The sequence below is a fragment of the Veillonella parvula DSM 2008 genome (assembly GCF_000024945.1).
Lineage (GTDB): Bacteria > Bacillota > Negativicutes > Veillonellales > Veillonellaceae > Veillonella > Veillonella parvula.
On sequence record NC_013520.1, the window covers coordinates 507,434 to 526,089 of the forward strand.

Below are 18,656 nucleotides of genomic sequence, written 5' to 3' on the forward strand. Positions count from 1 at the left end.
CCTTAAGAAAGGAAATTATTTTGATACAATTAGAACACATTAGTAAAGTTTATGAAGGTGCTACTCGTGTGGAAGCGTTGAAAGATATTAGCCTAAATGTGAAAGAAGGCGAAATCTTTGGCATTATCGGCCAATCCGGTGCCGGTAAATCCACCTTGATTCGTTGCATCAATATGCTCGAAGCACCTACATCTGGCTCTGTTATCGTAAATGGTACAGACTTAACCACACTTAGTAAATCAGCTTTGCGCAAAGCACGCAAAGATATCGGTATGATTTTCCAACATTTTAACCTCTTGTCCTCTCGCACAGTGTATGACAATGTAGCATTTCCGTTGGAATTACAAGGTATGAGCAAGGCTGAAATCAAGGAGCGCATCGAGCCGATCCTTGATATTGTAGGTCTTACAGAGCGTATGAACAACTATCCATCTCAATTATCTGGTGGTCAAAAGCAACGTGTTGGTATCGCTCGTGCATTGGCCTCAAATCCAAAGGTTCTCCTTTGTGATGAAGCCACATCTGCCCTTGATCCTCAAACAACAGATTCTATTTTGAAATTGTTGAAAGATATTAACGAAAAGATGGGGCTCACTATTGTGCTCATTACACATGAGATGCATGTTATTCGTGAAATCTGTGATCGCGTGGCAGTTATTGAAGGCGGTGTAATACTCGAAGAAGGTAGCACGGTTGAAGTATTCACACATCCTCGCGAAAATACGACAAAAGAGTTTATTAGCTCTGTAGTGAGTGAAAACTTACCTCCAGAAGCATTGGAACATCTAGAGTTGCATGATCAATGGATTGCAGGAACCGCGCCATTAGTTCGTCTCAAATTTACAGGACAAGCAACAGATGAGCCTGTAGTAGCAGGTCTTGTAAGACGCTTTAATTTAGATGTAAGCATCCTTTTTGGTGGCATTGATTACATCCAAAATACGAGCGTTGGTCGCCTCATCGTTATCTTGAATGGTGACCCAGAAAATGCACAAGAAGGTTTGGACTACATCAAAACGTTACCAATTGAAAGCGAGGTGATCGGTTATGTCAGAGCAAATCATTAATCTACTCATAACTGGTACCCTTGATACATTGCAAATGACGATAATTTCTACGGTAATGGCAATGTTATTAGGTATTCCTCTTGGTGTTGTTTTGGTTGTTACTTCTAAAGGGCATATCTTGGAAAACGTAGCACTAAATAAAGTGTTAGGTGCAATTGTGAATGCCACTCGTTCCGTACCTTTCATCATCTTGATGGTTGCCATCATTCCATTTACTCGCATGGTGGTAGGTACATCCATCGGTACAACTGCAGCATGTGTGCCGTTGACCATTGCTGCAATTCCGTTTTTGGCACGCCTAGTAGAAACGTCTATTAAGGACATCAATTTTGGCGTTATCGAGGCGGCTCAATCCATGGGGGCAAGCCCATTACAAATCATTTGGAAAGTATTATTACCAGAAGCATTGCCAACAATTATTGACAATGTAACGGTTCTTATCGTCAACCTCATCGGTTACTCTGCGATGGCAGGTGCTATCGGCGGCGGTGGCCTTGGGGATATTGCTATCCGATATGGTTACCAACGTTTCCAAGCCGATATCATGATCGCTACAATCATCATCTTGATTGTATTGGTACAAGTTGTACAAATGATTGGTGATGCTTGGTCTAAAGCGATGAATAAGAAGTAGGAGGATCCTATGAGTATCAATGAAAAATTGAGAAGTCAACAAAATGACGAATTGTTCACCGCCATTTTAACGCTTGAAAATACAGAGGAATGCTATGCATTTTTCGAAGATATCTGTACGATTAACGAATTAAAAGCATTATCTCAACGTTTGCAGGTAGCAAAAATGCTTCGTGCAGGGGATAGCTATGAGAAAATTGTAGAAGAAACAGGTGCGAGTACTGCGACGATTAGTCGTGTAAAGCGCTGTTTAGTATATGGTGCGGATGGTTATACATTGGCTCTCGATCGTCTAGGCGCAAAATAAAATAAACTAGCATGACAACGGTGGCCTTTGGCGACCGTTGATGTGCTATCTGTAGGAGGTTTATTATGGAGTGGCTCATTGCGGTAACAGGTTTACCATTCGATATCCTTATACTCATTTTACTTGCCGTAGCTGGTGCATTTGCTGGCTTTGTAGACTCCATTGTGGGCGGTGGAGGCCTTATCTCTGTACCTGCCATGTTATTAACAAATCTTCCACCTAGTGTGGCTCTGGGCAGTAATAAATTATCTAGTATCTTTGGAGCTGGTAGCGCATCCATTACATTTTTGAGAAATTACATGGTTGATTTCTCTCTAGTTCGTAAATTATTGCCTTTTACCTTTGTGGGGTCTATGCTTGGTACATTGGCGGTTGTTTCTTTACCTCCGTTGTATGTAAAGCCTATTATCATCATATTACTTGTTTGTGTAACACTTTTTGTGGTGTTCAAAAAAGACTGGGGTGAAATCAATCGTACATCTCAGGTAGCAGGAAAAGCGCTATATATTTGCATGGCTTTTGCTCTTGGTATCGGTATATATGATGGCTTTATAGGACCTGGTACAGGTACGTTTTTGATTATGGGTTTTATCTTTACAGGTTTTGATTTCTTGCATGCTTCTGCTAACGCAAAAATATTAAATTTTACTAGTAATTTGGCGTCTTTATTGGTATTTTTATATTTAGGGCACGTGAATATTATGTATGGTCTGGCTGCAGGAGTGGGTCAAATTATTGGCGCTTATGTAGGATCGCACCTCGCCATTGTAAAAGGCTCATCTTTGGTGCGAGTTGTATTCTTGTCGGTAACGACAGTTATGTTGTTGAAATTAGTCTATGACTATGTTTCAACTTTATAGGAGGGCAAGGTATGCCTCATAAAAGTGATGTACAAGTGGCATTGATCAGTGGTGGTACATCGGGTATTGGATTTGCTACGGCAAAGCTTTTACTCAAAGAAGGTTGGTGTGTAGTCATCAATGGTCGAAATGAAAAAGTTGGTCAAAAGGCTAAAACTAAGCTACGTCGTTATTCATCTAAGGTACAATATATTCAAGGTGATGTATCTAAAATTGAGGATTGTCAGCGAATTGTGAAAGAAACAGTAGATTTGTTTAGTGGGGTGTCTGCTCTTGTAACAGCTGCAGGCTACTATGAAGAAGAGTTGCTAGCTGATGTTACAGAGGCAGCTTTTGATGAAATGTTTGGGACTAATGTAAAAGGTACTGTGTTTTTATGTCAAGCGGCGCTTCCTTATTTACGATCATCAAAGGGCAGTATTGTAACAATTGCTAGTGATGCAGGTTTACAAGGTAATGTAGCGTGTTCTGTATATGGTGCATCAAAGGGGGCTGTAGTGAGCTTTACAAAATCTCTATCCCTTGAAATGGCACCTCACAGTGTTCGTGTAAACTGTGTGTGTCCTGGTGATGTAGATACATCATTAGTGGACAAACAGATTGCTAATGCCAATCAAGATGCGGCAGCTGCAAAGGCTGAAATGGGCCAACATTACCCACTAGGTCGCATTGCTAAGCCCCATGAAATTGGCGAAGTAATTGTATTTTTGTTGAGTAATAAGGCTTCTTTTGTGACCGGTGCAGCATGGACAATCGATGGTGGACTCACAAGTTGGTAATATAGAAAATATTAGAAGCTGTTATATATGGATAATTAGAAAAATTCATTTCACTTCTATCAATAGAATGGTATAATAATACTAATAATAAGACCTATAGTTGGTTCACAACAAAGGAGAATACTTATGGCAGAATATAATGGCGTAATACTTGAGCCACTTATGGATGGATCTCAAGATCGTGACTATCAAGTTGAACAATTTATTTTCTGGGGGGCAGGTCGTGCGGCAGCATTGGCATTATCCTCTAAATTCAGCAGTGTCGCTTTGTGCGCCAATGCTACGTACATGGTAACTCGTATTGCTCATCTTTATGACGTAGAATTGCAAGCTGGTGCTGTAGTTGGTTTAGTAGGTGGTCTTAGCACAGCTGTAGGTACAGCTGCAGTATCCCTTCTAATTCCAATTAAAGCTGTTCGCGTTCCTGTAGCTATCGGTTTAACTTATGCTATTGGTAAAATTGCAAATATTTGGATTCAAGATGGTATGCCTTCTGATATCGAACGTTACAAACCGATGGTTGCTGAATTCCTTGAAAATGGTAAAGCTATTGCTTCTGAAATCGTTCGTGATGCAAGTGCTAGTATTCCATTCACTCAAGGTCAACGTGACGTATGGGCTGGGATTGCTAATGAAACAGGTCTTGCTAAAGAATCTTTAAAGCAAGTTTACGAAGAAAAAGTAACACCTGCCATCAATAAATGGAATAATGAAACAAAATATCAAATTCATGATAACGCAGCAGAAGTTGTAGCAAAGGTTTCTGATGCAGCGAAAGAAAAACTTGATTCTGCTAAAGAAGGTATTGAAGTAGCTAAAGAATTCGCAAAAGGTGGTGTAGAAGTGGCAAAAGCTTCTGCACAGGTAGCAGTAGAAACTGCAAAAACTAAAGCTTCTGATGCTGTAGAGACAGCAAAAGATGTTGCTACAAACACTGTTAACACAGCGAAAGATAAAATTGGCGGTTTGCGTAAATAAACGCTGAAGGATTATTATTACTATGAATCCATTTAAGATTATTAAATATGGTAAGTATTTTAGCGAATCAAGATTTTTAGGGTTTCTTGGTCGATATGGTAAGAAACTTGCCTTTGTACAACAAGCAGTAACCTTGTTCCTTTGTTTTCGCGACAAGGACACTCCCAAATATGTAAAAGCGGTCATTGCAGGTGCCTTAGGATATTTGGTATTACCTATTGATATTGTACCGGATACGATTGCTGTATTAGGTTGGGTAGATGATGTGGCAGTACTCGGATTAGCCTTTAAGATTGCGAATCGTTATATCAAAACGAGTCATCAAGAAGAGGCAAAAAAATTCTTTCCATTTGGTAGCAGTCGCTAACTTTTACCATTTTAGGCAGTTTGATCCACAGTGATTGAACTGCCTTTATTTATTTGACACACTAAAGTAATAGATATAGAATAAAAATTGTATACTATTTAAAAAGGACAGAATTTATGCATATTGCTTCAGTAAATGTACGATTTTATGAAACTGATATGATGGGGATTGCTCACCATAGTAATCATTTTAGATGGTTTGAAATGGCGCGCATTGAATTCCTTCGTAAGATCGGTGTCACTTTGTGGGATATGATGAATGAGGATATTGTATTTCCCATCATGAATGTATCTTGCAATTATAAAGAACCTGCGAATTTCGATGATGAACTTCACATCGAAACGTATTTGGTTAAGATGACGAGGGCTCAAATGGTGTTTCGCTATCGCATGCGCCGTGCTAGTGATGGTGCAATACTTGCTACGGGGGAAACTAAGAACGCCTTTATGTCAAAATTAACAGGAAAAATTGTGCGATTAGACGATACTTTCTATCTGCCTATGTTAGCAGCTGTTGAGGAGATGCCGCATGAGTAATGTACAACAATTGCCTATCGGTGTATTTGACTCTGGTGTAGGCGGACTATCTGTGTTAAAGGTATTACAAGAACAATTTCCTAACGAAGATTTTATCTATATCGGTGATAATGCGAATAATCCTGTAGGTAATCGCAGTGATGATGAAATCACTTATTTAGCGTGCCGTATTGCGGAGACGCTAGAAAAGCAGCCTGTTAAGTTGATGGTGATTGCTTGTAACACCTTCACCGTTGTGGCTCTTGATGCGGTACGTGAACTTGTATCTGTGCCAGTTATTGGTGTATCACAAGGTGTAAAAACAGCTATTAATAAAAGTAAAAGCAAGACTATCGGTATTATGGCGACCGTGGCCACTGTAAATAGTCATATTCATAAGCATGTGGCTTTAGAAGTTGATCACGAGGTTTTTGTTTGGGAACAACCTTGTCCAGAGTTGGCGGGGCTTATTGAACAAGGTCATTTAGATGATTACTTTGTTCGTGAAGTATGCAAGGATTATTTAGAACCTTTATTATCTCGAGAAATTGAGGTTGTTGTTTTGGGTTGTACTCATTTTCCATTTGTACAACCTTTACTAGAGGAACTAACATCGTGTCGTATTCAGTTCATTGATCCTGCTTTTGAAACAAGTGAATTGGTTCGTCACAGATTAGAGAGTAAAAATCTTTTCAATCATCAAGATACTGTAGGCACCGTGACATTGTATTTTACAAAGGATGTCGAACTTGGTGATACGTTGAGTGCATCCTTCCTTGATACGAGCCGTCGTACCATTGAACATATTACATTATAAAGGAGATACCCTATGTGGTTTTATAACATCCTCAGTGCAGTAATAGCTATTATTGTGGCTGTTGCAGCTCTGTACTTATTATTCCGTTTGTTTGTGTTGAAACAAGGTAATGAAAATATTGTCTTATTAGCGAAACGAGCAACGAACTTTCAAGTATCTAATCGTAGTTTTGAATCCATTACGTTGTTCTGTGATATACCATTTGTAAATAAAGGGCGCCAATTGGGCACAATAATGGACTTATTTCCACGTCCATTATTACCTGAAGAACATTTTGATGCAGTTAAAGTAAATGCTTGGGCTATGGATATTAATCGTCCGCGTCAAGATGGATACTTTGAAGCTATAATTATCAAACCACGCAAAGGTGGCACAATTCGTGTATATGTTACATTAACAGGTAAAACTGGTAATATTCGAGAAGATATTAAGGGATTCCCTTATATGGACATCGATATTTACTACCAAATCGTAGGCCGGACAGACTATCATATCGATAAACAGCGTATTCGTTTGACTGCTGAAGAAGTTCAAGCAGCAATGGTTCAATAAGGAGGCATAACAATGGCAGAATTAGAGTTAGTATGTGTGCCAACACGTATTCTTACAGATAATGATGACATCGTTGATGCTATCGTTGAATTTGGGGGCCATAATATTGGACCTGAAGATATCGTATGCGTTGCTGAATCTGTAGTAGCTATTACGCAAGGTCGTTTTACACGTCCTGAAGAGCTAAATGTGTGCTGGCAAGCTCGTTTAATTAATCGTTTTATCCATCCAGATGGCTCCATGGCATCTATTTATGGTATGCAATCGGCTATGAATTTGGATGGTAAATGGAAGGTATTAGGTGCTTTTATTTTAGGCGCTATTGCTAAAATTTTCCGTAAACCAGGGGTATTCTATGCAATTGCTCGGGCTGCATCCTTAACAGATGATGTAACGGGGACTATGCCTCCATTTGATAAGCACATTGTATTTGGTCCAAAGGATCCTGATAAAGTGGCTGAGAAAATTGTATCTCGCACTGGTTGTTATGGTGCCGTTGTAGCTGATGTTAATGATTTGAAACGGTCCGCAATTTTAGGTACAAGTCGTGGCATTGATGCTAAAAAAATTGCACAATTGTTGATTGATAATCCATTTGGTAACGATAGTCAAATGACTCCGATTGTTATCATCAAAAATTACGCATCTGTATCTGGTAAATAACAGAAGGCTGTACTCATCACATAGAGATGGGTACAGCTTTTTTATATAATGAGCCTGAATATGGACTATACGCAGATTTGAATAGGGATTGCATATTAGATCAAATAGAGAGTATATGCTAGCTTAAATGGAGTTTTCTTTACTACGTTTTGAGTTTGTATGGATTCTTTATTAATACTAAAAGGAGGTTATATGTTACTAGGGTTAGACGTAGGTGGAACTTTTACCGATGCGGTTATCATTGATGCCCATCGTGTAGTGGCAACTGCGAAGAGGCGGACTACAAAGGATAATCTAATGAATGGTATAGGTGAGGCCTTAGATGCGGTTTTGGAGGGCTATGATACATCAAATATTGAACAAGTAACCTTATCTACTACCGTGGTTACAAATACCATCGTAGAAGCGAAGGAGCAAGTAGTAGATCTCTATGTGATTACAGGTCCAGGCCGTAATGTAGATGATATATTCCCCGTGGAACCTATATATCTTCAAGGTTATACAGATCATAGAGGTATCGTTGTAGAGCGTACCCCTGCTGATGCTGTACGTGGTATAGCCAACATGGTTCAAGCACGTAGTGGTACCGATTTGGCTGCTGTGTCCGCTAAATTTGGGGTGCGGAATCCTCAAGAAGAACTATCTATTACAGAGGAATTGAAAAATACATATCATACGATTTCTAATGGCAGTTTATTAAGTGGTTCTTTAAATTTCCCTCGTCGTACTATTAGTGCTTATTTTAATAGCGCTGTGACACCCGTATTTACGGTGTTTAAGAAAAATGTTGAAGATGCTCTCAGTGCACGGAATATATTGGCTCCACTTCACATTTTAAAGGCCGATGGTGGTTCTCTACCTATGGAGCATATGGTGAGTCGTCCAGTAGAGACTGCCTTTACAGGCCCTGCTGCAACAGTTCTTGGACTATCGGCTCTCGGCGTTATAGGTAATAAGCATACAGTGGCTCTGGATATTGGGGGTACTACAACGGATATATCCCTTTGGAAGCATGGTAAACCATTGATGACAAAAAATGGTGTATCTATCCGTGAGTATCCAAGTGCAGTGCGATCCTTTGCCGTTACTTCCGTCGGTATTGGTGGGGAATCTGTAATTCGCCTTAAAAATGGTAATCTTACCGTAGGTCCTGAACGAGTGGGACCATCAGTGGCTCTAGGTGGTATAGAACCTACCTTGGGGGATGCACTTATCGTGCTCGGTCATGCAAACTATGGTGACTTTAATCTGGCATCACGAGCTTTACAAGCTTTAGCGGATGCTATACAGGCTACATTACGATCTAAAAATGTAAATACCTCAAATAATCAATTAACTCTTATTAAGACTGCCTCTGATGTAGCACGACTAATCGTAGAAAAAGCGTTGCAAACGATTCAACATGGTATTAACGAGGTCGTAAAAGTAGAAAATAAACGACCTATTTATGTGGTAGCAGATATTGTAAATCCTGATGTATTTGTACCAGAACATATCGTTGTGGTAGGGGGAACAGCGCCAAATTTAGGTCCAAGTATCGGTGAGTATCTAGAGTTACCTGTTACGATTCCTGAGAATGCTGCCGTAGCAAATGCTATAGGCGCTGCACTAGCTTTATCTACCATCGAACTCACTGTTCATGTAGATACAAAACGTCGTTTACTTGTCATTCCAGAATTAGGCATTAAACAGCAAAATTGTACTTTAAAACGAGCGGAACAAGTTGTAGAACGAGCTAAAGAGGTTCTTAGTGAAGAGGCTTTACGTTTAGGTTTAGATACAGCGCAAGAAATCGAGGTCATTAACACTGAGGATTTCCCTGTGGTAGAGGGATGGCAATCTATGGAGCGTTTAATTACGGTAAAAGTACAACTAGCGGCGGGGGTGAAACACTATGTGGAATAAAGGGTTATCCTATCGTGAGCGTCATGGCCTTATAGAAAAGAATATGAATACGAAACTGAATGACGACGTGAATTCTACTATTGATAAAGCTGAATATAATAACAGTTTAGGTCTAGTATTCTTCCCTGCGTTTGACTGGAAAATTTCTGAAACACATCCTGAACGACAAGAGCGTTTACTTTATACGCGTGATCAAATCGTAGAGGAAGGTCTGTTAGATATACCTAATATTAGAGAATATAATCCAATAGTAGCTGATTGGGATACAATAGAGCGGGTTCACGTTGGTGCTCCAGATTTAGAGTCTTGGGTGACTGAAGCTCATCGGGTATCTGCTGGAGGTGCTATTGCGGCAGCTGATGCAGTCATGCGCGGTGAAGTAGACCGTGCTTTTGCGTTAGTAAGACCACCAGGTCACCATGCAATGGCTATGGTTCATGGTATTCGCGGCTTCTGTACGATTAATATTGAAGCCGTTATGATTCAACACATACGTCAAACCTATGGAATCAAACGCATTGCCGTAGTAGATACTGATGTACATCACGGTGATGGCACTCAAGATGTGTTTTACCACGATCCAGATACATTGTATATTAGCTTTCACCAAGATGGACGAACCCTCTATCCAGGAACAGGCTTTATGGATGAATTTGGTGGACCTCAGGCTATTGGTAGTAATATAGATATTCCACTACCGCCTGGTACCGGTGACGAAGGCTTGATGAAGGTCATGCGTGAGCTGGTATTGCCTATTCTTGAAGAGTTTAATCCAGATATTGTTATTAATTCGGCAGGACAAGATAATCACTTTAGTGATCCGTTGGCTAATATGCAGGTAACCGCAAAGGGCTATGCAGAACTAGTCGATTTGTTACAAGCAGATATAGCTGTACTTGAAGGAGGCTATTCCGTACAAGAAGCGTTGCCATATATAAATACGGGTATCATTTTATCCATGGCAGGTCTTGATTACAGCAAAGTCATAGAACCTGCCTTTGATCCTGTTAAATACAAACAGAGTCAAAATGTAACTAGTTACATAGATGATTTAATCGTTAAGTGGAAAATACAATGGGCTAACCGTCATAAGATGGCCGAAGACGAGCGCGTAGGTGCAAGGGATGTTTGGTCTAATCATTATAATGTGTACTATGACGAAACAGGCGTTCAGGAGGAGCGCCTTGAAAAGGTGCGTATGTACGAAGACAAGGTAGGCTGGCATAGCGTGCTCTCTCGAGGACAATACGGACCGTATGGGTCGCAAAGTGTATATGCTATGTTCATCCCTTGGCAAGCAGATGAAGGGACGCGTCAAGATGCTATTGTAGAAGCAAAACGAGCCAAAACAGAAGGGGGAGCAAGCCGTTACGTTGTGGTAGATCCACTCGGCAACGGCCAATATGAACTATAATGTTAATCTCCGTAAATGATAACGCCAGTTATCATGTTAGAATCGCGAATTACAATATAATTCGTAATGCTAAAAAATAGTAAAATTGTGATATAATATAAGAAATAACGCCCCTTTATGTAAGGGGCGTTCTAATATTTACTTTTAGAATGATGAGGTTCCTATGCGCAGCGATAATAGAACAGCGGGTCAATTGCGACCTATTAAAATAACACGGAATTTTACAGAGTATGCAGAAGGTTCTGTACTTATTGAGTGTGGTAAGACCAAGGTTATCTGTACGGCTACTGTTGAGGATTCTGTGCCACGCTGGTTAAAAGGTTCGGGACAAGGATGGGTAACTGCGGAATACTCATTATTGCCACGCTCTACGCAAACTCGCGTGAGTCGTGAGGCCGCAAAGGGGAAGCAAACTGGTCGTACCGTAGAAATTCAACGTCTTATCGGCCGTGCTTTGCGCGCTGTCGTAGACCTTGAAGCTTTAGGCGAACGCTCTATTACTATCGACTGCGACGTTATCCAAGCGGATGGCGGCACGCGTACAGCATCTATTACGGGTGCTTTTGTGGCCCTCGTTGATGCGGTAGACTTCACCTTTGGCGGAGCAGGAAAATTCCCAATTACTGATTTTTGTGCAGCCATCTCTGTAGGTATTGGTCCAGAAGGTCCTATTACGGACCTTTGCTATGAAGAGGATAGTGCTGCCATCGTAGATATGAATGTAGTTCGTACAGGTTCTGGCAATATGGTTGAAGTACAAGGTACAGGTGAACACGGTACCTTTAACCGTGATGAACTCAATGCTTTACTTGATTTAGCAGAGGCTGCTACAGATGAGCTCATGGCAAAACAACGCGAAGTATTAGGTAGTACAGCAGATAAAGTTGGTAAGGTATATCCAACAGCACCAGAGGTGTAATATGGAACAAATCGTACTTGCTACAGGCAATAAAGGAAAAATTCGTGAGTTTTCAGAGGCATTCTCTCATTTGTCTATCGATTGCGTACCTGTGAAAGATGTGATTTCCGTTGAGGAACCAGAGGAAACTGGCACCACTTTCATGGAAAACGCTCTGTTAAAAGCTCGATACTACGCTAAGGCTACGAATCGACCTTGTTTAGCTGATGATTCTGGTCTTACTGTAGATATTCTTGATGGGGCTCCAGGTGTATATTCTGCGCGTTATGCAGGTCATCATGGTGATGATAATGCAAATAATGAGAAATTAATTCGTGAACTACAGGGTAAACGTGACCGTACAGGCCATTATGTATGCGCTTTAGCGCTTGTATATCCTGATGGTCGAGAAGTTACTGCGGAAGGCTATTGTGATGGACTCGTTCAAGATGAGCCAAAAGGGGAGAATGGTTTTGGATATGATCCATACTTCTATGTACCTGAATTTGAAAAGACGATGGCAGAGCTTAGCATCGACGTAAAAGAAACGATTAGCCATCGTGGTCGAGCATTACGCGAATTAATTAGTAAGCTTTGATATTTCTGAACTATATGGTATAGTTCATATAAATATATAATATAGTGGCATTAGAGATTAAATACAATGAAACGAATTGGCATTTTAAGTGATACTCATGGGTATCTAGAGGATATCGACCTCGTCTTGGCTGCTACTGCCGATCAAGATATCGATATGTGGCTTCATGCTGGTGATTTTGGCGATGATGCACGCTATATGCAGGAACATACGGATATTCCTGTTTATGCGGTGCGTGGCAATAACGATCGTGTGCAACCGCTTGAACCACGAGAGCAATTGATTCCTCTTGAAGATACCTATATTTACATGACTCATGGTCATGAGGTATCATATTATAATCGAATACAAAAACTGATTGAGTTAGGAACTGACATGGGTGCGCGACTCATCGTGTCCGGTCATAGCCATCATCATGGAGAGGTTCGTGCCTGTGATGCGGTATTTGTAAATCCTGGCAGTATTTCTTTGGCTCGTGATCGCTCCGGTGGTACCTTTGCTATCGTTACCTACGATAATGGACAGTTTGATGTAGAGTTTGTGTATAAACAAGATATTGTTTAGTTATATGGTGAAAGCTTTGTTTGCGAAACTTTCAAAAGGAATAGTAAGTCTATGCATGGAAAGGGTTATGACATATCATGGATACACCAGTTAAAGCAAAACCTAAAATGAAGTTATATGGTTTTAACAATCTCACAAAGACATTGAGTTTTAATATTTATGATATTTGTTATACTCGTACGGAAGAAGAAAAAAAACAATACATTCAGTACATTGATGAAGTATACAATGCGGATCGTTTAACGGCTATTTTGACGGAAGTTAGCCATATTATCGGCGCTAACATCCTTAACGTAGCGAAACAAGATTATGATCCTCAAGGTGCGTCTGTTACGATTTTGATTTCTGAAGAGGAAATTGAAAAAGAAGATGTAGTTATGCATCTAGATAAGTCGCATCTCACTGTACATACTTATCCTGAAAGTCATCCGCACAAAGGGATTAGTACATTCCGTGCCGACATTGAAGTTTCTACATGTGGACAAATCTCTCCGCTAAATGCACTGAATTATTTAATTCAAAGTTTTGATTCTGATATTCTTACCTTAGATTATCATGTACGTGGCTTTACTCGTGATGTATCTGGTAAGAAAATTTATATCGATCATCGCATCAATTCTATTCAAAACTACATCAGTGCGAAAACTCGCAATATGTACAACATGATTGATGTAAATGTATATCAAGAAAATATTTTCCATACAAAGATGATGTTAAAAGAATTTGATTTAGATAATTATCTTTTTGGCATCACTGAGTCAGAGTTGAGCGATCGTGAAATCAAGCAAATTAAACATCAATTAAAACAAGAAATGATGGAAATCTTCTATGGACGCAATTTGCCATCTGTAAAAGCTTAAAGACCGCTTTTATAACATTGGTGTGACAGCTTTTACCGTATAATACGAAGATAGATTTGAAGTAGATAAGCCTTATATGGTTTATCTACTTTTTTATAATTTACTTTATTACTATTAGAGCTTAATCTTTATTACTACTGGAGCTTAATGATAGTAGTTTTTAAAAATTTCGAAAAACTATATCGAAAAAACTTGAATTATGATTTAGCATTTTGTATAATACAATTAGTTAAAGGTATAAATTACCGACTCTAAAGAGTCCGAGTGTATCCACAAAGGAGAATTGTTATGGACGTACGTGAATTAGCTGTACAAAAAAAACGTGAATTAAAAGGTTTCCTTACTGTAGGAACTAAATATGAATTAAAAGACGCTCATGATTTATCTGTAGCTTACACACCAGGTGTAGCAGAACCATGTTTGCGTATTAAAGATAATGAAGCAGAATCCTTCGAATTAACTTGCCGTTCCAACATGGTTGCCGTTGTATCTGACGGTACTCGTGTACTTGGTCTTGGTGATATTGGCGCTGCAGCAGCATTGCCAGTAATGGAAGGTAAATCCTTATTGTTCAAAAAATTCGGTGATGTAGACTGCATTCCATTGGTTGTAGATACAAAAGATGCTGATACATTAATCAATACAGTAAGATTATTGCAAAAAAACTTTGCTGGTATTAATTTAGAAGATATTTCCTCTCCTAAATGCTATGAAATCGAAAACCGTTTGAAAGAAGAATTGGAAATTCCTGTATTTCATGATGACCAACACGGTACTGCAATTGCATGTTTAGCTGGTGTAAAAGGCGCTCTTCGTTTAGTTAAAAAAGATTTAGCTACTGCTAAAATCGTTGTAAACGGTGCTGGTGCTGCTGGTGCAAACATTGCTCGCTTGTTGTACCTTGCAGGTGCTCGTGATATCACATTGTTGGTATCCTCTGGCGTATTGCACAAAGACTACAAACGACTTGACTCTTTGCAAGCTGAATTGATTGATTTGCTCAAACTTGAAGAAAAACATGGCAACTTGGCTGAAAATGCTAAAGGCGCCGACATTCTTCTTGGTGTATCTGCAGCAGGTGCTTTCACAAAAGAAATTTTGGAAAACTTGGCTGACGATGCAATCGTATTTGCAATGGCTAACCCTAACCCAGAAGCTACATATGCTGATATGAAAGCTGCTGGTATCCGTGTTGCTGGTACAGGTCGTTCCGACGCTCCTAACCAAATCAACAACGTAGCAGTATTCCCAGGCGTATTCCGCGGTGCTATCGACGTTCGTGCGTCTCAAATCACTGACGAAATGAAATTAGCTGCTGCTGACGCTTTGGCTCACTTGATTCCTGATAGCGAATTGAATGAAGAAAATGTTATGCCATCCGTATTCGATCCTCGCGTAGCTCCAGCTGTTGCTAAAGCAGTTGCTGAAGTTGCTGTAAAACAAGGTATCGCAAAAAATCCTCAAGCAGTAGAAGATGGTAGCTACGAAGGTTAATTTATTTGCTTTACTAGCATTTTAAAATCTTATATAACTATAGAACAATACAACATGCACCTCGAAAGGGGTGCATGTTTTTATATGCTCGATTAAGCATATGATTGGCTTTATACTATTAGGGCGAATAATTTATAGATTAAAATGATATGGAGGTGTAGGCGTATAGGATAATAGAAGTAAGAATAGATATATATTAAAGAATGTATTAATGTATAAGTAAAAAAATTAATGAAGTTGTAAAAAAGTACTTGTCACTAGTTTCTATCAATGATATAATAATTTTCGTTGCAGAGCGATACTCGAGAGAGTAAGAACTCAGCAAGAGTAGTGGTTGACATCAACTACCGGGTTTGCTATAATAGCAAAGTAATTAATGACGGGGCATAGCGCAGTTTGGTAGCGCACCTGGCTTGGGACCAGGGGGTCGCAGGTTCGAATCCTGCTGCTCCGACCATTTTTTATTTGCGGGTGTAGCTCAATGGTAGAGCCCCAGCCTTCCAAGCTGGTCGCGAGGGTTCGATTCCCTTCACCCGCTCCATTTTTTTTTGCCTTTTTTAGGGTATACTAAGATAGGGTGTAGTTGACGATACATAGTACATAATTTATACTATAATAGATAATTATATAGGTAATCCACATGGTTCAGTAGCTCAGTTGGATAGAGCAACGGCCTTCTAAGCCGTGGGTCGGGGGTTCGAATCCCTCCTGGATCACCAAGTAAATAAGCGAGTTTTCAGAAATGAAGGCTCGTTTTTTTGTATCCGATTAGTAGTTACATTAGTAGTTTTGGTGGTGAAGAATCATGAAACCTAAATTATCTGGGTATATATGGAAAAAAGGAATTTTTCAATCTGTATGGAATGAAATTGCAAATCCGCTAGAAACTGAAAAAAGTTGGACATATGGACAACTCCCTGAATATATTTGGTTAGCTTTAATTCTTGATAAATTAGGGCGAATAGAGGGAATTAATCAGTCTGTTAGAATTTTGAAATACTGGAAAGACATAAATCCTAAAATTGAAGATTGTAGGTTTTCTACACTTCTTGCTGAATCAGTAGAAAATCAGCAGGAATTATTCGATCAGATTCGATTATCTGTTGGTGATAATACGCTTGAGCCATTAACGCTCATTTTTGATATACATGAGTATCCAACGTTTAATGGTAATTTTTATAATAAGATGAGTATTGAGAAACGCTTATCAAAAATAGAACAAATAATGCAAGAATGTATGGGAAGTCAAACTAATATGACTACTGATATAAAATATATTGTTTTATTTTTCCGCTCAATATGTAATAAGATTAAAGTCATGAAGGGGCAGGAACATATAATTGATTATTTGAACGATTATGCGAGGTTGCCTCATGAGAATGAAAAAATGCACACAATTCGACCTCTTGTTCGTTCGATGTTTGGTACTATTCAATTTATGGATAAAAGTAATTTAGTATATTTGAATAAATTTTGGGAGGATTTAAGTTGTATGTCTACATGCAAGTTATTTTCAGTTAATCTTAGCGAAGTAGATGAGCAGAATTTGAATAAAGACCAGTGTGTTGAGGCATTTCAAAATATCTTTGATTACTTTATTTCAATCAAACAAGATGTTCTAATTTTAGATGAAAAAATGACAGTGCTTTTGGGGTTAGCTGTATTTGCATATAATCGGTTTTATGAGGTATATAAACATGATTTAGATAATAGCATATCTGGGAGAAGTTCAGTTCGGGGACTATTTGAAATACTTATCATAATGAAGTATTTAATTCATGAGGAGAATAATCACGATAACATCTGGATGGATTACCAGTTATATGGTTTAGGAAAGTATAAACTAGTATGTGAAGTGAATAAAGATAAAATCAATATGCCAGAAGGTGAAGGTACTCATATTCCTTTAAAATATTTAAATATTTTAGTTGAAGAGTTTTTTAGGCCTGAGTTTTTAGATATAAATACAAACTATTTTGACGAAACTAATATTAGGAAGAAGGCAGAAGTCACAGGCTTAGCAGATCTTTATGCCACTTATTATGAATATCTTACATCTTATGAGCATGGCTTTTGGGGGAGTGTTAGAGAGAGCTCTTTTGTAAAATGTGATAATCCTGCACATCAATATCACTGTATACCTTCTATGGAGCAACATGATAACTTAACATCTGTGTGGAATGATTGTGTATTGCTAATGCATCATATTGTGAATGTTCTTAATGAAGAATATGGAATTCCTGATAAATTGTTAGTTGAGGTGAATAAATTTGATCCAAAATCAGTTAATGGATAGGCTTAATCAAATTCAGGATGAATATAAGATATTATTACTTAAAATTGAGGATTCTCTTACTAGGAATCCGGATTATGTAGAAAATATTTTAGATTCTGTTCTCATATTTTGGAAGAAACATGAAACTCTAGTAGATATTTTTTTTAACTATCAACTTGAAAGTTATAGTGTCTATCTTTATACTGCAGCAGATTATTTAGATATTGATGGTCTTGAACACTATCCTTTTTTAGCTCAAGGAAAAATTCATATAATGGATGACCCTTTAGCTAAAATGTGCGATGCGACTCTAAGATTGTCTAGTCATGAGAAAATTAATACTCAAGCTATGATTGAGGATGTTTCGTTTCTTATCAGTGATAACATCAAATTATTAGAATTGGAAGAACGGCCCATTTGGTTATTACCTGTTAGGGAAAATAATAGGACAGAGGGTTCTAGTGAAATTAATTCATTAGCAGAACAATTATTCTTGAATTTATTTACGGATATAGAATCAATTGAAGTATATATGAAAACATGTATTACAATTGTAGACATAAAGAACCATCTAAGACCTGAATCACTAGATAGAATTCTTTTATTTAATGAGGATGTAAAGGAGGATACATTTGAAGCGCGAATGGAAGGACTTATTAGCTATAGCTCCAAAGTACCCTTCCTAAGACATTTTTGTGAAGTCAAAGATTATAAATCTGTATTTTTATTTTCAATAATAGGTTATTTGATACAGGCAATTGATATTTTTTTACTATCAGAAGAATATAAAGTTATACCTTACATAAGATCAAAGTCCGCATTTTATTACTACAGTTTGCTTTGCTATCAACATTTGGAAAATGAAATAAGTGCAGATAAAATGCTTTTTAAACATGCAATTTATTGTCATTTAATCTATCTGGCATTTGATAGATCGATTGTAGAAAAGATCTCTTTAAAACAATACTTAGATATTATAAGTACGACAGACATAAATCTTGATTTGATTGAGATGATGGACTTGAAAGATATAAAAAAAGTAGTGGATAATAATTTAGCAACTTTATATTCAAAAATTAATGAAGAGGCTAATTAATTTTTGAAAGGGAA

At 38.4% G+C, this 18,656-nt stretch carries 20 protein-coding genes and 3 tRNA genes; all 23 read left to right on the forward strand.

Annotated elements, in window-relative coordinates:
- Positions 1-20 precede the first annotated feature (20 nt).
- Positions 21-1,067, forward strand: coding sequence for a methionine ABC transporter ATP-binding protein (locus VPAR_RS02115; protein ID WP_012863978.1), 1,047 nt, complete (start codon positions 21-23; stop codon positions 1,065-1,067).
- Positions 1,048-1,701 (forward strand): methionine ABC transporter permease, encoded by a 654-nt coding sequence (locus tag VPAR_RS02120; protein ID WP_004693611.1) that lies wholly within the window; start codon positions 1,048-1,050, stop codon positions 1,699-1,701. Before VPAR_RS02115 ends, VPAR_RS02120 begins: the two co-directional genes overlap by 20 nt.
- A gap of 9 nt (positions 1,702-1,710) precedes the next feature.
- Entirely contained in the window at positions 1,711-2,007 is a 297-nt protein-coding gene (locus VPAR_RS02125) for a YerC/YecD family TrpR-related protein (RefSeq protein ID WP_004693609.1), read from the forward strand.
- Between the two features lie 65 nt (positions 2,008-2,072).
- Positions 2,073-2,867: a TSUP family transporter gene (locus VPAR_RS02130; RefSeq protein ID WP_012863979.1), complete on the forward strand. Its 795-nt coding sequence runs from the start codon at positions 2,073-2,075 to the stop codon at positions 2,865-2,867.
- Positions 2,868-2,878: 11 nt separating this feature from the next.
- Positions 2,879-3,646, forward strand: a complete 768-nt coding sequence (locus VPAR_RS02135) for an SDR family NAD(P)-dependent oxidoreductase (protein WP_012863980.1) — start codon at positions 2,879-2,881, stop codon at positions 3,644-3,646.
- A gap of 126 nt (positions 3,647-3,772) precedes the next feature.
- Positions 3,773-4,624 carry a hypothetical protein gene (locus VPAR_RS02140; protein ID WP_012863981.1) on the forward strand — a complete coding sequence of 284 codons (852 nt, stop codon included), beginning with the start codon at positions 3,773-3,775 and terminating at the stop codon, positions 4,622-4,624.
- A gap of 22 nt (positions 4,625-4,646) precedes the next feature.
- Positions 4,647-4,991, forward strand: coding sequence for a YkvA family protein (locus VPAR_RS02145; RefSeq protein ID WP_012863982.1), 345 nt, complete (start codon positions 4,647-4,649; stop codon positions 4,989-4,991).
- Between the two features lie 116 nt (positions 4,992-5,107).
- Positions 5,108-5,527 (forward strand): acyl-CoA thioesterase, encoded by a 420-nt coding sequence (locus VPAR_RS02150; RefSeq protein WP_012863983.1) that lies wholly within the window; start codon positions 5,108-5,110, stop codon positions 5,525-5,527.
- Entirely contained in the window at positions 5,520-6,323 is an 804-nt protein-coding gene (gene murI, locus VPAR_RS02155; protein ID WP_012863984.1) for a glutamate racemase, read from the forward strand. Before VPAR_RS02150 ends, murI begins: the two co-directional genes overlap by 8 nt.
- A gap of 12 nt (positions 6,324-6,335) precedes the next feature.
- Positions 6,336-6,875, forward strand: a complete 540-nt coding sequence (locus tag VPAR_RS02160) for a hypothetical protein (RefSeq protein WP_012863985.1) — start codon at positions 6,336-6,338, stop codon at positions 6,873-6,875.
- A gap of 12 nt (positions 6,876-6,887) precedes the next feature.
- Entirely contained in the window at positions 6,888-7,538 is a 651-nt protein-coding gene (locus VPAR_RS02165) for a coenzyme F420-0:L-glutamate ligase (RefSeq protein ID WP_004693597.1), read from the forward strand.
- Positions 7,539-7,730: 192 nt separating this feature from the next.
- Positions 7,731-9,443, forward strand: a complete 1,713-nt coding sequence (locus VPAR_RS02170) for a hydantoinase/oxoprolinase family protein (protein ID WP_012863986.1) — start codon at positions 7,731-7,733, stop codon at positions 9,441-9,443.
- Positions 9,433-10,857 carry a histone deacetylase family protein gene (locus tag VPAR_RS02175; protein ID WP_012863987.1) on the forward strand — a complete coding sequence of 475 codons (1,425 nt, stop codon included), beginning with the start codon at positions 9,433-9,435 and terminating at the stop codon, positions 10,855-10,857. Before VPAR_RS02170 ends, VPAR_RS02175 begins: the two co-directional genes overlap by 11 nt.
- A gap of 163 nt (positions 10,858-11,020) precedes the next feature.
- Positions 11,021-11,776: a ribonuclease PH gene (gene rph / locus VPAR_RS02180; RefSeq protein WP_012863988.1), complete on the forward strand. Its 756-nt coding sequence runs from the start codon at positions 11,021-11,023 to the stop codon at positions 11,774-11,776.
- A gap of 1 nt (position 11,777) precedes the next feature.
- Positions 11,778-12,353: an XTP/dITP diphosphatase gene (locus VPAR_RS02185; RefSeq protein ID WP_012863989.1), complete on the forward strand. Its 576-nt coding sequence runs from the start codon at positions 11,778-11,780 to the stop codon at positions 12,351-12,353.
- Positions 12,354-12,419: 66 nt separating this feature from the next.
- Positions 12,420-12,917 carry a metallophosphoesterase family protein gene (locus VPAR_RS02190; RefSeq protein ID WP_012863990.1) on the forward strand — a complete coding sequence of 166 codons (498 nt, stop codon included), beginning with the start codon at positions 12,420-12,422 and terminating at the stop codon, positions 12,915-12,917.
- A gap of 77 nt (positions 12,918-12,994) precedes the next feature.
- Complete coding sequence (gene speD, locus VPAR_RS02195) at positions 12,995-13,777, forward strand: adenosylmethionine decarboxylase (protein ID WP_008715652.1); 783 nt, start codon at positions 12,995-12,997, stop codon at positions 13,775-13,777.
- 288 nt (positions 13,778-14,065) lie between these two features.
- A complete protein-coding gene (locus tag VPAR_RS02200; protein ID WP_012863991.1) occupies positions 14,066-15,271 on the forward strand; it encodes an NAD(P)-dependent malic enzyme in 1,206 nt (401 codons plus the stop codon).
- Between the two features lie 380 nt (positions 15,272-15,651).
- Positions 15,652-15,728, forward strand: a tRNA-Pro gene (locus VPAR_RS02205).
- A gap of 10 nt (positions 15,729-15,738) precedes the next feature.
- Positions 15,739-15,812: transfer RNA gene (locus tag VPAR_RS02210), tRNA-Gly, on the forward strand.
- Positions 15,813-15,913: 101 nt separating this feature from the next.
- Positions 15,914-15,990, forward strand: a tRNA-Arg gene (locus tag VPAR_RS02215).
- Between the two features lie 86 nt (positions 15,991-16,076).
- A complete protein-coding gene (locus tag VPAR_RS02220; protein WP_012863992.1) occupies positions 16,077-17,567 on the forward strand; it encodes a DUF5677 domain-containing protein in 1,491 nt (496 codons plus the stop codon).
- Positions 17,542-18,642 (forward strand): hypothetical protein, encoded by a 1,101-nt coding sequence (locus VPAR_RS02225; RefSeq protein WP_012863993.1) that lies wholly within the window; start codon positions 17,542-17,544, stop codon positions 18,640-18,642. Before VPAR_RS02220 ends, VPAR_RS02225 begins: the two co-directional genes overlap by 26 nt.
- Positions 18,643-18,656: the final 14 nt, after the last annotated feature.